We start from the raw sequence: 16,355 nt of genomic DNA, 5'->3' as shown, positions 1-16,355 counted from the left end.
CCGAAGCACTTAGGTCGAATCAATCCGAAGGATTTGGGTCGATGCAATCCAAAGCATGTATGATTGTTTTAATCAAAGCCACGTGAGATCGATTCAATCTAAAAGCATGTGGGATTCGTTGTAACCTTTCATTTCGATAGGTTCGATGCCAAGCAGGTGAAAAGCATGGTTGTGTATGTCGATCTGATCTTTCTAACAAATCTATGCATGGATGGAGCGCTCATCGGACTGACGGCCTGGATGCGCCAAACGAAGCTGGTCTGGTGGAGATGGCTGTTATCGGCCATCGTCGGGGCGTTATACGTTGTGATGATGTTTGTACCACAGTTTGATTTCCTGTTTACGTTTTTGATCAAGTTTGGTTTTTCTCTTGTGATGTTGAGTATCGCGTTTGGATATAAGGGACTGCAAGCTTTTCTAAGGACGCTAGGTACATTTTACGTCATTAATTTCGTGGCGGCTGGAGGCATTCTGGGTGTGCATTATATGCTTCAGAGTTCGGGAGAACTGTTCAATGGCATCTGGTTCACAGCATCTGGCGGCATGTCGTTTGATCTGAAGATTGCGTTCTGGTTCATTTTCATTGTATTCTTCGCGGTACTCATTTTATTCAAAATTGTGCAAGGAGCCAAACGTAAATCAGATCGCATGACCACTTACCTTGGTCAAGTCGAGGTTTGCATTGATGAGGTTGTTGTGTCTTGTACAGGCCTTCTGGATACAGGGAATCAGCTTACGGACCCTTTGTCACGGATGCCGGTGATGGTTATGGAGGTTTCATTGTGGCAAACGATGTTGCCTGATTCATGGAACAGTAGATTGAAACACGAATCACCGGAAAACCTCATTATGGAGCTGGATCAGAAACATTTTCGTTGGCAGGACCGTCTGCGCTTGGTTCCTTATCGGGGGATTAATAAAGGAACAGCATTTATGATGGCGGTCAAGCCTGATCGGGTTAAAGTGACGATGGACGGAACAGATTATGTGACGACAAAAGTTCTGATTGGACTGGATGGGGGCGTTTTGTCTTCGGATGGGAAATATCAGGCCGTGATTCATCCTGAACTGGTGCAAGAAGCTGCTTCTGCGCAGTCTAAGGCTCAATCCGCAGAACCCACAGAAAAGCCGCTGAATGTGGTATAGGAGGAACCTACATGCTTGTGAAATGGAAATTGGTTGCCCAGCTACAATATTATCGTCTGTTATTCCTGTTTGGGTTGAAAAGTGAAGAGATCTATTACATTGGGGGAAGTGAGGCACTACCACCTCCATTGACACGGGAAGAAGAAGAGTACTTGCTACAGAAGTTATCTTCAGGAGATTCGGCGATCCGTGCCATGTTAATTGAGCGTAACCTGCGTCTGGTGGTATACATCGCACGTAAGTTCGAGAACACAGGTATTAACATCGAGGATCTCGTATCTATAGGTGCAATTGGACTAATCAAAGCTGTAAATACATTTGATCCGGAAAAGAAAATAAAACTCGCGACTTATGCTTCGCGTTGTATCGAAAATGAAATTTTGATGTATTTACGGCGTAACAGTAAAATTCGTACTGAAGTTTCTTTTGATGAACCACTGAACATTGACTGGGATGGAAATGAGCTTTTATTATCTGATGTACTCGGTACAGAGAACGATACAATCTATCGAAATATTGAGGAACAAGTAGATCGCAAGTTACTGCATAAGGCGCTGGAAAAACTGACCGATCGTGAGCGAATGATTATGGAGCTTCGTTTTGGCTTGACGGATGGTGAGGAAAAGACGCAAAAAGATGTGGCAGATCTGCTTGGAATCTCCCAATCCTATATCTCAAGGCTTGAAAAAAGAATCATTAAGAGGCTTCGAAAAGAGTTCAACAAAATGGTCTGATCCAGTGTGAAAAGAAGAATGGGTATTACTGGCAAGGGTGCCAACGACGAATAAAAAAGCCTGCCCCGGAGATAATGTACATTAATGTTTCTCCTTGGGAGGTAAATCACGATGACCCGAAACAAAGTCGAGATTTGTGGCGTGGACACCGCAAAGTTGCCTGTTCTCACCAATATTGAAATGCGGGAATTATTTCATTCCCTTCAGCAGCACCATGATCGCTCAGCAAGAGAGAAATTGGTGAATGGCAATCTGCGTCTGGTACTCAGTGTCATTCAGCGTTTTAACAATCGGGGGGAGTTTGTCGATGATCTGTTCCAGGTTGGATGTATCGGCCTGATGAAAGCCATTGATAATTTTGATTTATCCCAGAATGTCAAATTTTCGACCTATGCAGTACCGATGATTATCGGTGAGATTCGCAGGTATCTGCGTGACAATAATCCGATTCGTGTATCCCGCTCTTTACGGGATATTGCCTATAAGGCGCTTCAGGTTCGTGACAGCCTGACGAATAAAAATTCACGCGAACCGACGATATTTGAAATTTCGGAGGTACTGAATGTGCCGAAGGAAGATGTCGTTTTTGCACTGGATGCCATTCAAGATCCGGTATCTCTGTTTGAGCCGATTTATCACGATGGGGGTGACCCGATTTATGTGATGGATCAGATCAGTGATGACAAAAACAAGGATGTGTCCTGGATTGAGGAGATTGCATTGCGGGAAGCGATGCACCGTCTCGGTCAACGGGAAAAGATGATTTTGTCGATGCGCTTTTTTGAAGGGAAAACCCAGATGGAAGTTGCAGATGAAATCGGGATATCTCAGGCTCAGGTTTCACGTCTGGAGAAATCAGCTATACAGCAGATGCAGAAACATGTGAAGTCGTAGGATGACATTAAACAAGAAAGGCGATCAGTCGGAGAATCATTCCATTGATCGTCTTTTTTGTGCAAAAAAAAGGGAAGCATCCTATTCCAGTGTAGTGCTGCCCGAGTTGGCTGTTGTAATAAACAAGCGAAAAACAGGACATTTTTCGCCTACAGAACATATATTGGTATAGAGGCATGCTGAACGGGCAGATGAGCTCTAAACAGGGGGCGGGTAGAATGAGAGTGAACACGAATGAGTCAACGTCACGAGGCATGAAGATCTCCGATTTTCAAACAAAGGATGTCATAAATATTACGGATGGCAAACGTCTTGGCCAGATCAGTGACCTGGAACTGGATCTTAAGCAGGGGCGAATTGAAGCCATCGTTGTTCCAGGATATAGCCGTTTTATGGGATTGTTTGGAGGAGGGACAGATCTGATTATACCTTGGAGAAATATCGTAAAGATTGGCTCGGATGTCATTTTGGTTAAAATGGATGAAGTGAAGGAACAGGCTTATGATGAGCGTGAGCGGGAAGCTCGGTTATATGATGAGCAGCAACAAGGCCGCACGGAGCGCAGGGAGCGATTGGAACGGCTGGATCGGAGCCAACGAAGAACGATATAAACGAGACAGAATGCATCCGCATTTGGTAAACTGGAAGTTGTGAGGTGATGAGGAATGGAACCTTTTGTATTGGACAAAGATGTCATAAAGGATATAGAAGAGAAAACGTATTATGGTGATCAAGATCCGCTGTTATTATATATTGAACCTTGGAAACAGTTGTTTAAGCGGTTAACGGTCGGATTTACAACCAGACATGGCGGCGTTGGTCAAGAACCCTACACTACCCTTAATTGTGCGTATCACGTTGGGGATGATGCGAAGGCAGTGCTCCATAATCGCCGTCTCATGACGGAGAAGCTTGCTTTCCCGCTGGAAGCATGGACTTGTGGAGAACAGGTGCACGGTAAAGCGGTGGCTGTCATTACAGCTAAAGACAAAGGCAGAGGACTGCTGGATCGTCAATCCGCATTGCAGGATACCGATGGTCTGGTGACCAACGTGCCTGGAGTACTGCTGACTTCGTTTTATGCTGACTGCGTTCCCTTATACTTCTATGATCCGGTGAATCGGGCTGTAGGTCTTGCTCATGCCGGATGGAAAGGAACTGTGGCGGGTATTGCCGTCTCTATGGTGGAAACGATGGAGCGGGAGTATGGAAGCCGGAGAGAGGACATTCGAGCGGCTATTGGCCCCTCCATTGGGGATTGCTGTTATGAAGTGGATGAGGCTGTTATGCAGCATGTTCGGGTTTGGCTGGATGAACCTCAGGGTAATGATGAATACAAGCATTCTGCTTCAAAGCGCATATATACACCTGTCGCGAACGGAAAAACGATGTTAAACTTGAAAGAATGTAATCGACACATTATGATGAAAGCAGGAATATTGCCGGATCATATCGAATGTACAACATGGTGTACAAGTTGTCATCCCGAACTATTTTTCTCCTATCGTAAGGAAAATGGAGTAACGGGAAGAATGGCAAGCTGGATTGGGCTGGAAGAGAGGTGACCTCTGTGTCATTGGAGGAACGTATACAACAAGTGAATCAGAAGATTGAAGATGCATGTAAGCGCAGTAACCGCCCTTTTGAAGATGTGAATGTGATTGCGGTCACGAAATATGTCTCATTGCAAACGACGGGTGCTGTGTTGGATCATGGTCTTGAGCATATTGGAGAAAATCGCTGGCAGGATGCACAGGCGAAATGGGAAACCTATGGTCAGAAAGGCACGTGGCATTTTATTGGTCATTTGCAGACAAACAAGGTGAAAGACGTTATTGGCAAGTTTGCGTACATCCATTCACTGGATCGTTTGTCACTTGCTAAAGAGCTGGACAAAAAAGCTGCTTCACTTGGAATTAAGGTGAACGCGTTTATGCAGGTGAACATTTCAGGTGAAGAAAGCAAGTATGGTCTGCAACCTGAACAGGCAAGTTCTTTTCTGAAGGATATTCAATCGTTCAACAACCTTAAGGTCATTGGTCTGATGACAATGGCGCCTCATGAGGAAGATCCAGAGTTGACGCGTCCTGTATTTCGAGGTTTGCGTGAACTGAGAGATGATTTGAATGGACAAGCATTGACAGCAGAGCCCATTACCGAATTGTCCATGGGTATGTCCAACGATTTCGAAGTGGCCATTGAAGAAGGAGCAACCTGGGTACGGCTTGGATCAATTCTCGTAGGAAAAGAGGAGGGAACACGATGGGCGTAATGAATAAATTCATGAATTTCCTGGGACTTCAGGAAGAAGAAGAAATTGTAGAGCGTGAGCGCCTTGCTGCACAGGAAGAACACGAGCCTGAACAGCAGGAAAATGAAACCTCTGCACTTGATAAACGTAGAAACCAAAGGGGTAATAATGTGGTTAGCATTCATTCCCAGAAAAATGTAAAAGTTGTCCTTTATGAGCCTCGTTCTTATGACGAAGCACAGGAGATTGCCGACCATCTGCGGTCGCATCGTACCGTTGTTGTGAATCTGCAGCGAATCCGTCAGGACCAGGCTTTACGTGTGATTGATTTTCTAAGCGGTACGGTATATGCATTAGGCGGCGGTATATCTAAAATTGGCGGCAACATTTTTCTCTGTACGCCAGATACGGTTGAAATTCAGGGAACCATTACGGAGATACTGGCTGACAGCGAGCAAGATTATAACAGAATGAGGTGAGCCTTTTTTGTATCAGATGATTGAAGGGATATTGGGTACGCTATACCAGATTTATTTTTACATGGTTATTGTCTACATATTGATGTCATGGCTTCCCAATGCACGGGAGAGCTTCATCGGTGAATTGTTAGGCAAATTTGTAGAGCCTTACTTAAGTCCTTTCCGCCGGTTTATTCCGCCTCTGTTCGGTGTGCTGGATATTTCCCCGATTGTGGCGTTGCTTGTTCTTCGACTGGCGCTGGTTGGGTTACTCTCTATAGTTCAGTATTTGACATTTTAAGTTAGGGTGACATAGATGAGCGGTAATATGTACGAACATTTTAGCCATGATGAGCGGGACTTTGTAGATAAAGCCACCGATTGGGTTGAACGGGCGAGCAAGTTTCATGATATGAAGCTCACCGATTTCCTTGATCCAAGACAGGTATTTATTCTGCAATCCTTGGTCAATCGTAGCCAAGACGTTCAGGTTCGTTTCGATGGCGGATATGAGGCTGCTGAACGCAAACGTGCATTGATTGCTCCTGATTATCGTTATCTGGATGAAGAAGATATGGGGATGCAGGTCCTCAGCATTACGTCTGACGATCAGAAAATCTCGGAACTGGAGCATGGGGACTATATGGGTTCCCTGCTCGGTCTCGGGTTGAAACGAGGCAAGATTGGAGATATTCAAGTGCTGGAGGATGGCTGCCATACTGTAGTGGCAGCAGAGACCGGCGCTTTTTTATCGCTTCAATTGAATCAGGTGCATCGGTTACACGTATTCACAGAGCTACTGCCATTGAATCAGATGAAATGGTCTGCGACGAAATTGGACACTATAGATATTACCGTTGCTTCGATGCGACTGGATGGTATCTGTGCAGATGTGCACCGATTAAGCCGTAGCAAAATACTGATTCCAATTAAAGCAGGACGCTGTAAAGTGAACTGGAAAGTGGTGGAAGACCCTTCAAAGCCGCTTAAAGCAGGAGATGTGGTTTCCATTCAAGGATTTGGTCGTTTTAAGGTGCTTGAACAGGAAGGGATGACCAAAAAGGGACGTTGCCGGGTAAAGATCGGTAAATTTGCTTGATATTATTGCAGGATAATCCGAATTCTTGTCGAAATGTTAAACGTAAAGGTAAAAAAATAGCCGGTGTTTCCGATATACATTAAAGTACAAGATGTGGATTTCTGCAGATCGTGAGAGCAGATTCTGCTATTCCGTGAAAAGTTGCCAGTTCAGGTTTCTTTCTTACGGCCCCTTGGGTGGAACCCATACGTTGCAAACTTTCTCTATTGTGAGAAGGAATTTTTACAGGAGGTGGACAGCATGCCATTAACGCCGCTGGACATACATAACAAGGAATTCTCCCGACGCTTGCGTGGGTATGACGAGGATGAAGTTAATGAATTCCTGGATCAAGTCATCAAAGACTACGAAGGCGTCATCCGCGAGAACAAGGAGCTGAGCAATCAGTTGCTGTCCGTTCAGGAGAAGCTGGATCATTTTGCTACCATCGAGGAGACTCTTAGCAAAACGATCATCATTGCACAGGAAGCTGCTGACGATGTGAAGAATAACGCGAAGAAGGAAGCTCAGTTAATCGTGAAGGAAGCAGAGAAGAATGCAGACCGAATCGTTAACGAAGCACTTGGCAAGTCCCGTAAGATTGCTTTGGAAGTGGAAGAGCTGAAGAAGCAGGCATCCATCTATCGTGCGCGTTTCCGTACGCTGGTTGAAGCTCAGCTTGAACTGTTGACACAGGATGGTTGGGAAGCGCTGGAGAGCCGTGAGCAGGAAGTGCGTGACCGTGAGCGGGAGATGAAAGAGATTTATTAGTCTGCCGCCCGGTTGACTTTTGCGGGCAAAGAAGCTATAACTATATTCATATTGAATAGTGATTCCATGACGGGCTCAGTACGTTATGATCTCATCCCTCAGAGAGTTGGTGTCCGGTGCAAACCAACGGATGAGTTATAGCCGAATATCTCCCCGGAGAAGTGACGCTGAAGCGGTGAATGCATTGCCGTGTGTAAGCTGAACCGTAAACCGTACGTTATAACGGTACCCTGCGTCAGTTTAGCGGGGCTTAAGCGCTGTTGATGACAGAGCATACTCGGGGGAACCTGAATGTGGTTTGTGATGAACAGAATTAGGGTGGTAACGCGAGCAGAACCTCGTCCCTTTCCAGGGACGAGGTTTTTTTGTGTCCAAAACGGTTAACGGTTAGCGATAGCGGAATCTATGAGCTACGATGGTGTATGTTTTACATTCGATTCATCTTAACAAAGGAAGGAAGTTGAACAGCATGCAACGAGTGGATGTCAAAGAAAAAGCACGTGCAAGAGAACTGCGTGTGTTAGATAAATGGAAAACGGAGAATACGTTTAAACGCTCCATTGAGAACCGGGAAGGCAAGCCAAACTTCGTATTTTATGAAGGCCCACCTACAGCGAATGGTAAACCACACATCGGTCACGTGCTTGGTCGTGTAATTAAAGACTTTGTTGGACGGTACAACACGATGAAGGGATACCACGTTGTGCGTAAAGCGGGATGGGATACACACGGCTTACCTGTAGAGCTTGGCGTACAGAAAAAATTGGGTATCTCCCACAAGTGGGAAATCGAAGATTATGGCGTGGAGAAGTTTATTAACGAATGTAAGGCCAGTGTATTTGAATATGAGCAACAATGGCGTGATTTGACCGAAGGCATCGGATACTGGACGGATATGGATAACCCATATATCACACTGGACAACAACTACATCGAGAGTGTGTGGAACATCCTTGCGACGATTCATGAAAAAGGTCTCTTGTATCGCGGTCACCGCGTAAGCCCATACTGCCCTTCTTGCCAGACGACATTAAGCTCGCATGAAGTAGCACAAGGTTACAAGGACGTTAAAGATCTGAGTGCGACGGCAAAATTCAAGCTGGATGACAGCGGCGAATTCGTGCTAGCCTGGACAACGACCCCTTGGACATTGCCTTCTCACGTTGCACTTGCCGTAAATCCGGAAATGGATTACTCCCGTGTACGTCAAAATGATGAAGTATATATCATGGCGACTAACCTGATAGAAAAAGTGATGAAAGACAGCAAAGGCGATTATGAGATCATTGGTACACTGAAAGGCGCAGATCTGGTCGGTAAAACGTATAGCCCGCCATTTAACTACGTAGAGGCCGAGAAAACCAACATCATCCTGGGTGCAGGATTCGTAACAGACGCAAGTGGTACGGGTATTGTTCACATGGCTCCTGCTCATGGTGAAGATGACTATCGTGTCTGCCGTGAGAATGGCATCAGTTTTGTGAACATGGTCGATCTGGAAGGCAAGTTTGTAGCACAAGTAACTGATTTTGCAGGTCGTTTTGTGAAGGACTGCGATATCGACATTGTGAGATACTTGTCTGAGCATGGCCGTCTGTTCAGCAAAGAGAAATATGAGCACAGCTACCCGTTCTGCTGGCGTTGTGATACTCCACTTCTCTACTATGCGATGGACAGCTGGTTTATCCAAACAACAGCAATCAAGGATCAGTTGATTGCCAACAACAGTGAAGTGGACTGGTATCCGGGGCATGTGCGTGAAGGTCGTTTTGGGAAGTTCCTCGAAGATCTCGTGGACTGGAACATCAGCCGTGACCGTTACTGGGGAACACCGCTAAACATCTGGGTGTGTGAAGAGACCGGTGAACAGTTTGCCCCGCACAGCATTGCCGAGTTACGTGCGCGTGCCGTAGGCGATGTGCCGGAAAATCTGGAGTTGCATAAGCCATATGTAGATGAAGTGAAGGTGCTCAGCTCTTGCGGCAAATACGAAATGAAGCGTACGCCTGAAGTGATCGATGTATGGTTCGACAGCGGCTCCATGCCGTTTGCGCAACAGCATTATCCTTTTGAAAATAAAGAAGTGTTTGAGCAGCAATATCCTGCAGATATGATCTGTGAAGGAATTGACCAAACGCGTGGCTGGTTCTACAGCCTGCTCGCGGTATCTACGCTTTTGACAGGCAAAGCGCCTTATAAAGCCGTTATGGCAACAGGACACGTACTGGACGAAAATGGCCAAAAGATGTCCAAATCTAAAGGCAATGTTATCGATCCATGGGAAGTCATCGAGGAATACGGTACGGATGCATTCCGCTGGGCGTTGTTGTCTGACAGTGCACCGTGGAACAGCAAACGTTTCTCCAAAGGTATCGTAGGAGAAGCGAAGTCCAAAATGGTGGATACGCTGGTGAACACTCATGCATTCCTGACGCTGTACGCAACGATCGATGGATTCGATCCACAGGAACATCCATTCCAGGTGTCTGCTCACAAATTAGATCGCTGGATTCTGTCCAGATTGAACAGCCTGATCCTTGTGGTAGAAAAAGCATTGTCCGTGAACGACTACCTGAACTCTTCCAAAGCGATCGAAGCCTTTGTGGATGAGCTCAGTAACTGGTATATCCGACGTTCCCGTGATCGCTTCTGGGGAAGTGGTTTGACAGAGGATAAACTGGATGCGTATCGTACCCTTACCGAAGTGCTCGTGACTACGGCGAAGCTGGTTGCGCCATTCACTCCAATGCTGGCTGAGGATATTTACCTCAACCTGACAACGGGCGAAAGTGTGCATATGGATGACTATCCTGTAGCGAATGAAGCATTAATCGATGCGGCTTTGGAGCAAGATATGGAAACAGCTCGCCGCGTTGTTGAGCTTGCTCGTAACGTTCGTAACGAGACTGGTATCAAAACGCGTCAGCCATTGTCCGAGTTGATCGTATCCCTTGACAAAGGCTTTGATCTGGCAAGTTATGAAGAGATCATCAAGGAAGAGATCAACGTCAAAGGAATTCGTACAGAGCATAACGATGCCGAGTTTGTTGATTTTACACTCAAGCTGAATCTTAAAGTGGCGGGTAAAAAGTACGGCAAAAACGTAGGTTTCCTGCAAAACTTGTTCAAAGCCATGGCGGCGGATGAAACCCGTAAAGTGGTAGCGGAAGGTGCATTCAACGTCGTTTCTCCGGAAGGGGAGGAGCTACAGGTGACGGATGAGGAGTTGCTCGTCGAGAAACAGGCTAAATCGGGCTTTGCTTCTGCATCCGGTTATGGTTTGACGGTAGCCCTGAACACAGAAATCACAACGGCGCTGGAGCAAGAAGGCTGGGTTCGTGAAGTGGTTCGTGCGGTACAGGATACTCGTAAACGTCTGGATCTGCCAATCGAGAAAAGAGTACGCCTGACGCTGGATGTGGATGCCGATCTTCAAGCAACTATTGAAGCATTTGACGATGTTCTGCGTGAAAATGTACTCGTGACCGACGTGACATTTGGTAAGGTGGATGGCATGGAGCAAGTAGAAGCCGGAGGCAAAGGCATCGGAATCTATATTGAAGCGTAATGAACAAGAATAAATAAGGTTAAAATAAATGAGCCACAGCTAAGGAAGCAATTCCTGAAAGCTGGGCTCATTTGTTTTTGTTTGTTTTTTCACCGATAAGGCAAGAATTGTATTTGAGCAGTTCTTCAAAAAAGTAACACATTCGTAGGATTTATATTGATGCAAGGATTGGAGCGAACCATGAGCAAACAGGATAAGTCAGCCGAGTCAAGTGCAATAGAAACAGCGGAAATAGCTAAGGTGGACACACCGCATGATAAAATTGAAGAATTACATACGTTAACCAACCGTCTTGCCAATGAGCTGGAGCGTTCACGTATTGCACAGTATACGGAATTGTTAAATCGGCCGTGGAAGCTAATCGGGCTAAATCTCTTGTCTGGTGCAGCCAGAGGTGTAGGAATTGCCATCGGATTTACTTTTTTCGCGGCCACCATTATCTATGTGTTACAGGTTCTTGGTGCATTAAACCTTCCTATCGTTGGAGATTATATTGCTGATATTGTACGAATTGTACAAAGGCAACTTGATATGAATACGTATTGAAATAAGGCCTTTAGATAGCTCACCTGTAACCCTCAATACGTATCGTCATCCTCTGAGTCTGGTTCAAGCAATCCCGAGCCTTCGCCATTCTCCAGGTACTGTCGATATTGGCGGTTACGTACAATGGAGACATCGTGACCATATATATCCGTTGCGACAAAGCTTTCGTAAGCTTCGACAAAGCCGTCCAGCTCTTCGGTAGCTTCAATAGCCATCACATCATAGCTGTCGATGTCACCGTTTTCCGCCATTGCCGGGGTATTCGAGGTACCCCAACTCTCTACGATCTGCCAGGCGTCCTCGCCGTCAAAGCCATTCTGATCATCCCGCTCGTCCAGACTGGTACGTCCAAATGATGGGGCGAGGAATTCTTCCTCCACAGGCCGATTTTCGGAAACAACGGTTTCCGGTTGATGCTTTTTACAGTACTTTGTATATGGAACGGCCTCCATACGCTCGTAAGGGATCGGTTGCTGGCATACAGCACATGTACCGTAATGACCTTCTTCAATTGAGTGCAAGGCGGAATCAATACGTTCGAGTTGAAATTCATCATGCTCCAGCAAGGAGATATCCTTTTCTCGTTCATATACCTCCGTGGCAAGATCACCAGGATGATTATCAATCGGTGACAGTTCACCTGTTTGTAGTTTTAATGAGTCTCCGAGGCCATAGTGCTCGTTCTCTGACAACCGGTGTTCGATATCCCGTTTATCCGACAAGAGCTGGGAACGCAATGATTGCATTTGCTCGGCTGTAAAATGTGACATGGCTTTCCCCTTTCTATTCCATTTGGAATCCGGTTTTTTCTCCATTCTAGGATGTGCCTTTTGGAGCAGGATTACAGAAGGAAAATGTTATCGGTTTTTCCAATCCGCCAGAGCCAATATTGCTTCGTTAGATTGCCACGTCATGGACGATCTCTGAACAGCTGTGCTACAATAAATAAGTCTGGCGAATGCTTGGTATCGCTGGAAAAGACAAGAACGGAGTGACAACAAACGTGGTGTATTATATCCTTGCTTTTATCGTATTTCTAGTGGATCAGGGAACGAAGTACCTGATTGCTACCCGGATGGAGCTTAGAGAAGAAATTCCGGTCATTGGCAATTTTTTTGTCATCACTTCCCATCGAAATTCAGGTGCAGCGTTTGGTATCCTGCAGGATCAACGCTGGTTCTTTATTGTGGTGACCATCATTGTGGTTGTCGCCTTGATTTGGTATTTGCAAAAAGTAAAAGATACCCCGCACAAATTGCTACCAGTAGCGCTTAGCCTAGTGCTTGGAGGAGCGATAGGTAACTTCCTTGACCGTGCGTTGACGGGGGAAGTTGTAGACTTTGTGCAACTAAATTTTGGGAGTTACACGTTTCCAATTTTCAACATTGCTGACTCGGCCATCTGTATCGGGGTAGCCTTGATTATTGTGGAGACATTATTGGAAGGACGTCGTGAAAAAGCGGCCGCGAAGATTGAAGGGAATGAGCATCATGAGTAATTCAAATGAGGAACAACGCAATAACGATGAGCAATTTAACGGCGAGGAACGTATGGAATGGATCGTTGCCGCTGAACATAAGAAGGAACGCGTGGATAAATATATTACAGATGCTGTAGACAACGTGTCTCGCTCGCAAGTCCAGCTATGGATTGCAGATGGGGCAGTTACGGTCAATGGTGCTCTGGTGAAGTCCAACGCCAAGCTGTCAGAAGGAGATCGGATCGTATTACAGATTCCCGAGCCTGCTGCGGTGGAGATTATTGCGGAAGATATCCCTCTTGAAGTGGTCTATGAAGATAGTGACCTAATTGTTATTAACAAACAACGTGGATTGGTTGTACATCCTGCACCGGGGCATACATCTGGTACACTTGTGAACGCTCTAATGTACCATTGCAAGGACCTTTCCGGTATTAACGGAGAACTGCGTCCAGGGATCGTACATCGGATTGACAAGGATACGTCAGGCTTGATTATGGCGGCGAAAAACGATCGGGCGCATGCTTCACTGGCTGCCCAGTTGAAGGAGCACAGTGTGAACAGACGTTATATTGCGCTCGTTCATGGGCATCTCAGTCATGATCAAGGTACCATCGATGCACCGATCGGACGGGACACGAATGATCGTAAAATGTACACGGTCACCGAACGCAACAGCAAACATGCCGTGACTCATTTTACAGTGACGGAGCGCATCAACGATTATACCTTGCTTGAGTTAAAACTCGAAACAGGACGTACCCATCAGATTCGGGTGCACATGAAATTTATCGGTCATCCCCTTGTCGGTGATCCGACATATGGGCGGAACAAGGGCATCAAAATGAATGGACAGGCTCTGCACGCAGCGACACTTGGTTTTGTGCATCCTTCCACAGGAGAATACATGGAATTCAACGCGCCGATCCCGCAGGATATGGAGGATGTACTGGCATCGCTACGAAGCCGTTGACGTTTGAAGAAAGTACAAATGTTCGGATATTTTGTCCATGGTGTTGAATGCTCAAATGCTTCATATTAAAACATGAGAAATTTGCGTCAAAATGAGGAGATGAACACATTATGAGTATCGATAAATATCAGGAAACGTATATCCAAACTAATTTTGCCGACCGTATTGGCGGCTCCAACTATGGTAAAGACACGAACATCTATAAATTCGAGAAAATCAAACGTGCGAAAGCTTCCGCTAAAAAAGACTTTCCCGATGTCGAGCTGATTGACCTTGGGGTTGGTGAACCGGACGAGATGGCTGACGCAGGCATCGTTGCTGCACTCGCTGCAGAAGCGTCTAAGCCGGAGAACCGCGGGTACGCCGATAATGGTATTCCTGAATTCAAGACAGCCGCAGCTGCTTACCTGAAAAACGTATTTAACGTGGATGGTATTGATGCGGATACAGAGATCGTACACTCCATCGGTTCCAAACCGGCTTTGGCAATGTTACCTTCTTGCTTCATTAATCCAGGTGATGTAACGATTATGACTGTGCCTGGTTATCCGGTAATGGGCACACATACGAAATATTTGGGTGGAGAAGTTTTCAATATTCAATTGACCAAAGAGAACAACTTTTTGCCTGACCTGACAGCGATTCCCGAAGATATTGCTAAACGTGCAAAATTGCTCTATCTGAACTATCCAAATAACCCGACTGGTGCAAGTGCTACAGTGGAGTTTTTCACAGAGGTCGTTGAATGGGCGAAAAAATACAATGTTGTTGTTGTGCACGATGCTCCATATGCAGCATTGACGTATGATGGCAAAAAACCTTTCAGCTTCCTGTCTGTACCGGGTGCTAAAGATGTAGGTGTGGAGCTGCATTCCCTCTCCAAATCGTACAACATGACAGGATGGAGAATTGGCTTTGTAGCCGGTAATCCTCTCGTTGTCAAAGCATTCAGTGATGTGAAGGACAACAACGATTCGGGTCAATTCATCGCGATCCAGAAGGCAGCGGCTTACGGATTGAATCACCCTGAAATCACGGAGAAAATTGCAGAGAAGTATTCCCGTCGTCACGATATGCTGGTCGCAGCACTCAATGAGCTGGGTTTCCAGGCGGAGAAACCGAAAGGTTCCTTCTTCCTTTATGTTGAAGCTCCAAAAGGCGTTGTCGGTGGACGTCGCTTCGAGTCAGGAGAAGACTTCTCCCAATTCCTGATTCGTGAGAAGCTGATTTCATCCGTACCTTGGGATGATGCAGGTAACTTTGTTCGTTTCTCCGTTACGTTCATTGCGAGTGGCGAAGAAGAAGAGAAACGTGTTATCGCTGAAATCAAGCGTCGTCTGAGTGACGTGGAGTTTGAATTTTAATTCAAATATGCGTTAATATAGACTACAATGGGTAAAAAGAGACCGGAAACGGTCTCTTTTTTATGTCAAAATATATCCTTTATCCTCTTTACAAAAATAACCAAGCAACTTATTATTAAGTCTTTACGTTATTTGTATAGACTAATCCGTTAGATTGTTGTTGAAGGGAGTAATTGCTATTGTTTTCATCAAGGCACGATACCGCGTCTTCTGCTGAAAGCCATGCTGGAACCGTTTCTGGTTTGTTTAAATTGCTAAGGCCCAAACAGTGGACCAAAAATTTGCTGTTGTTTGCAGCATTGTTATTTTCATTTGAGGAAATCCGAACGGAAACGATTGTTTCAACAGTGATTGGCTTTCTGTTATTTAGCCTTGTTGCAGGATGTGTGTATATACTGAACGACTATGTAGATCGGGAACGGGACAGGTTGCATCCGACCAAGCAGTTCCGTCCAATCGCTTCAGGGCAGGTTCATCCTACACATGCGATATTATTCGGAATGGCTCTCCTTGTGTTTTCCCTGGGGGCTGCTTTTGTGATGAATCCGTTATTCGGTGTGTTGTGTATTGTTTATTTCCTGCTGAATGTATCTTATTCTTTTGTACTGAAACATCTTGTTATTCTGGATATGATGACCATAGCGGCGGGCTTTGTGCTTCGTGCGATTGCTGGGGGTGTATTGATTCATGTACCGTTCACTCCGTGGTTTCTGATCTGTACCATGCTCTTATCTCTGTTTCTTGCGATTGGCAAACGGAGAAACGAACTTACGTTGCTGGAAGGAAACACAGGATCACATCGTAAGGTATTGGATAACTATTCCATCACTTTGCTGGATCAGTTCAACACCATCGTGACGACAGCCACGATCATTAGTTATTCTCTGTTTACCTTTACGTCGGATCGAACCATTCATCTGATGTGGACGATTCCGCTGGTCATCTATGGCATGTTCCGGTATTTGTATCTGATCCATATGAAAAATCAGGGCGGTTCACCAGACCGTGTTCTATTCGAGGACAAGCCTATCTTGATCACAGTGATTTTATACGTGGTTAGTGTCATAACGATTTTTGCCATTTTCGAATAAT

General features: G+C 45.6%; 17 protein-coding genes and 1 other annotated feature. Of the genes, 16 read left to right on the top strand and 1 reads right to left on the bottom strand.

Annotation, left to right across the window (positions count from 1 at the left end; genetic code table 11):
• The first annotated feature begins 165 nt into the window (after nt 1–165).
• From spoIIGA to FS818_RS12240, 12 genes are all read left to right on the top strand, one after another.
• Nucleotides 166–1,146 (top strand): sigma-E processing peptidase SpoIIGA, encoded by a 981-nt coding sequence (gene spoIIGA / locus FS818_RS12295; protein ID WP_145332875.1) that lies wholly within the window; start codon nt 166–168, stop codon nt 1,144–1,146.
• An 11-nt stretch (nt 1,147–1,157) separates the two neighbouring features.
• Entirely contained in the window at nt 1,158–1,880 is a 723-nt protein-coding gene (gene sigE / locus FS818_RS12290; protein ID WP_090923750.1) for an RNA polymerase sporulation sigma factor SigE, read from the top strand.
• A gap of 111 nt (nt 1,881–1,991) precedes the next feature.
• The gene (sigG, locus tag FS818_RS12285; protein WP_063566979.1) at nt 1,992–2,774 is read left to right on the top strand and encodes an RNA polymerase sporulation sigma factor SigG; all 783 of its coding nucleotides are present in this window, start codon (nt 1,992–1,994) and stop codon (nt 2,772–2,774) included.
• 218 nt (nt 2,775–2,992) lie between these two features.
• Entirely contained in the window at nt 2,993–3,385 is a 393-nt protein-coding gene (locus FS818_RS12280; RefSeq protein ID WP_260984660.1) for a YlmC/YmxH family sporulation protein, read from the top strand.
• Between the two features lie 54 nt (nt 3,386–3,439).
• A complete protein-coding gene (gene pgeF, locus FS818_RS12275) occupies nt 3,440–4,339 on the top strand; it encodes a peptidoglycan editing factor PgeF (protein ID WP_145332039.1) in 900 nt (299 codons plus the stop codon).
• A 5-nt stretch (nt 4,340–4,344) separates the two neighbouring features.
• Complete coding sequence (locus FS818_RS12270) at nt 4,345–5,046, top strand: YggS family pyridoxal phosphate-dependent enzyme (RefSeq protein WP_145332037.1); 702 nt, start codon at nt 4,345–4,347, stop codon at nt 5,044–5,046.
• Complete coding sequence (locus FS818_RS12265) at nt 5,037–5,504, top strand: cell division protein SepF (protein WP_090923746.1); 468 nt, start codon at nt 5,037–5,039, stop codon at nt 5,502–5,504. The genes FS818_RS12270 and FS818_RS12265 overlap by 10 nt, the downstream gene beginning before the upstream one ends.
• A gap of 16 nt (nt 5,505–5,520) precedes the next feature.
• Nucleotides 5,521–5,784: a YggT family protein gene (locus FS818_RS12260; RefSeq protein WP_090923796.1), complete on the top strand. Its 264-nt coding sequence runs from the start codon at nt 5,521–5,523 to the stop codon at nt 5,782–5,784.
• A gap of 15 nt (nt 5,785–5,799) precedes the next feature.
• Nucleotides 5,800–6,582 (top strand): YlmH family RNA-binding protein, encoded by a 783-nt coding sequence (locus FS818_RS12255; RefSeq protein ID WP_145332035.1) that lies wholly within the window; start codon nt 5,800–5,802, stop codon nt 6,580–6,582.
• Nucleotides 6,583–6,822: 240 nt separating this feature from the next.
• Nucleotides 6,823–7,332, top strand: a complete 510-nt coding sequence (locus tag FS818_RS12250) for a DivIVA domain-containing protein (RefSeq protein ID WP_090923744.1) — start codon at nt 6,823–6,825, stop codon at nt 7,330–7,332.
• A gap of 57 nt (nt 7,333–7,389) precedes the next feature.
• Nucleotides 7,390–7,681: a binding site (T-box leader), on the top strand.
• Between the two features lie 120 nt (nt 7,682–7,801).
• Complete coding sequence (gene ileS / locus FS818_RS12245; RefSeq protein WP_145332033.1) at nt 7,802–10,900, top strand: isoleucine--tRNA ligase; 3,099 nt, start codon at nt 7,802–7,804, stop codon at nt 10,898–10,900.
• A gap of 180 nt (nt 10,901–11,080) precedes the next feature.
• A complete protein-coding gene (locus tag FS818_RS12240; RefSeq protein ID WP_145332031.1) occupies nt 11,081–11,446 on the top strand; it encodes a DUF5665 domain-containing protein in 366 nt (121 codons plus the stop codon).
• Nucleotides 11,447–11,478: 32 nt separating this feature from the next.
• Here the strand turns inward: FS818_RS12240 and FS818_RS12235 are convergent, their stop codons facing one another.
• Nucleotides 11,479–12,216, bottom strand: a complete 738-nt coding sequence (locus tag FS818_RS12235; protein ID WP_145332029.1) for a TraR/DksA C4-type zinc finger protein — start codon at nt 12,214–12,216, stop codon at nt 11,479–11,481.
• A gap of 233 nt (nt 12,217–12,449) precedes the next feature.
• On the opposite strand from FS818_RS12235, the gene lspA reads away from it, so the two are divergent.
• The 4 genes from lspA to FS818_RS12215 all read left to right on the top strand — a co-directional run bounded on the left by lspA (nt 12,450) and on the right by FS818_RS12215 (nt 16,354).
• Complete coding sequence (gene lspA, locus FS818_RS12230; protein ID WP_090923795.1) at nt 12,450–12,944, top strand: signal peptidase II; 495 nt, start codon at nt 12,450–12,452, stop codon at nt 12,942–12,944.
• Between the two features lie 52 nt (nt 12,945–12,996).
• Nucleotides 12,997–13,899 carry an RluA family pseudouridine synthase gene (locus FS818_RS12225; RefSeq protein WP_260984678.1) on the top strand — a complete coding sequence of 301 codons (903 nt, stop codon included), beginning with the start codon at nt 12,997–12,999 and terminating at the stop codon, nt 13,897–13,899.
• 110 nt (nt 13,900–14,009) lie between these two features.
• Nucleotides 14,010–15,263: an LL-diaminopimelate aminotransferase gene (locus FS818_RS12220; RefSeq protein ID WP_145332025.1), complete on the top strand. Its 1,254-nt coding sequence runs from the start codon at nt 14,010–14,012 to the stop codon at nt 15,261–15,263.
• A 179-nt stretch (nt 15,264–15,442) separates the two neighbouring features.
• Complete coding sequence (locus tag FS818_RS12215) at nt 15,443–16,354, top strand: decaprenyl-phosphate phosphoribosyltransferase (protein ID WP_145332023.1); 912 nt, start codon at nt 15,443–15,445, stop codon at nt 16,352–16,354.
• The last annotated feature ends 1 nt before the right edge of the window (nt 16,355 follow it).

It is taken from the genome of Paenibacillus xylanexedens (assembly GCF_007680605.1).
Classification (GTDB): Bacteria; Bacillota; Bacilli; order Paenibacillales; family Paenibacillaceae; genus Paenibacillus; species Paenibacillus xylanexedens_B.
Note: the sequence above shows the minus strand (reverse complement) of the source record. Positions and strands in the feature narration are given on the sequence as shown.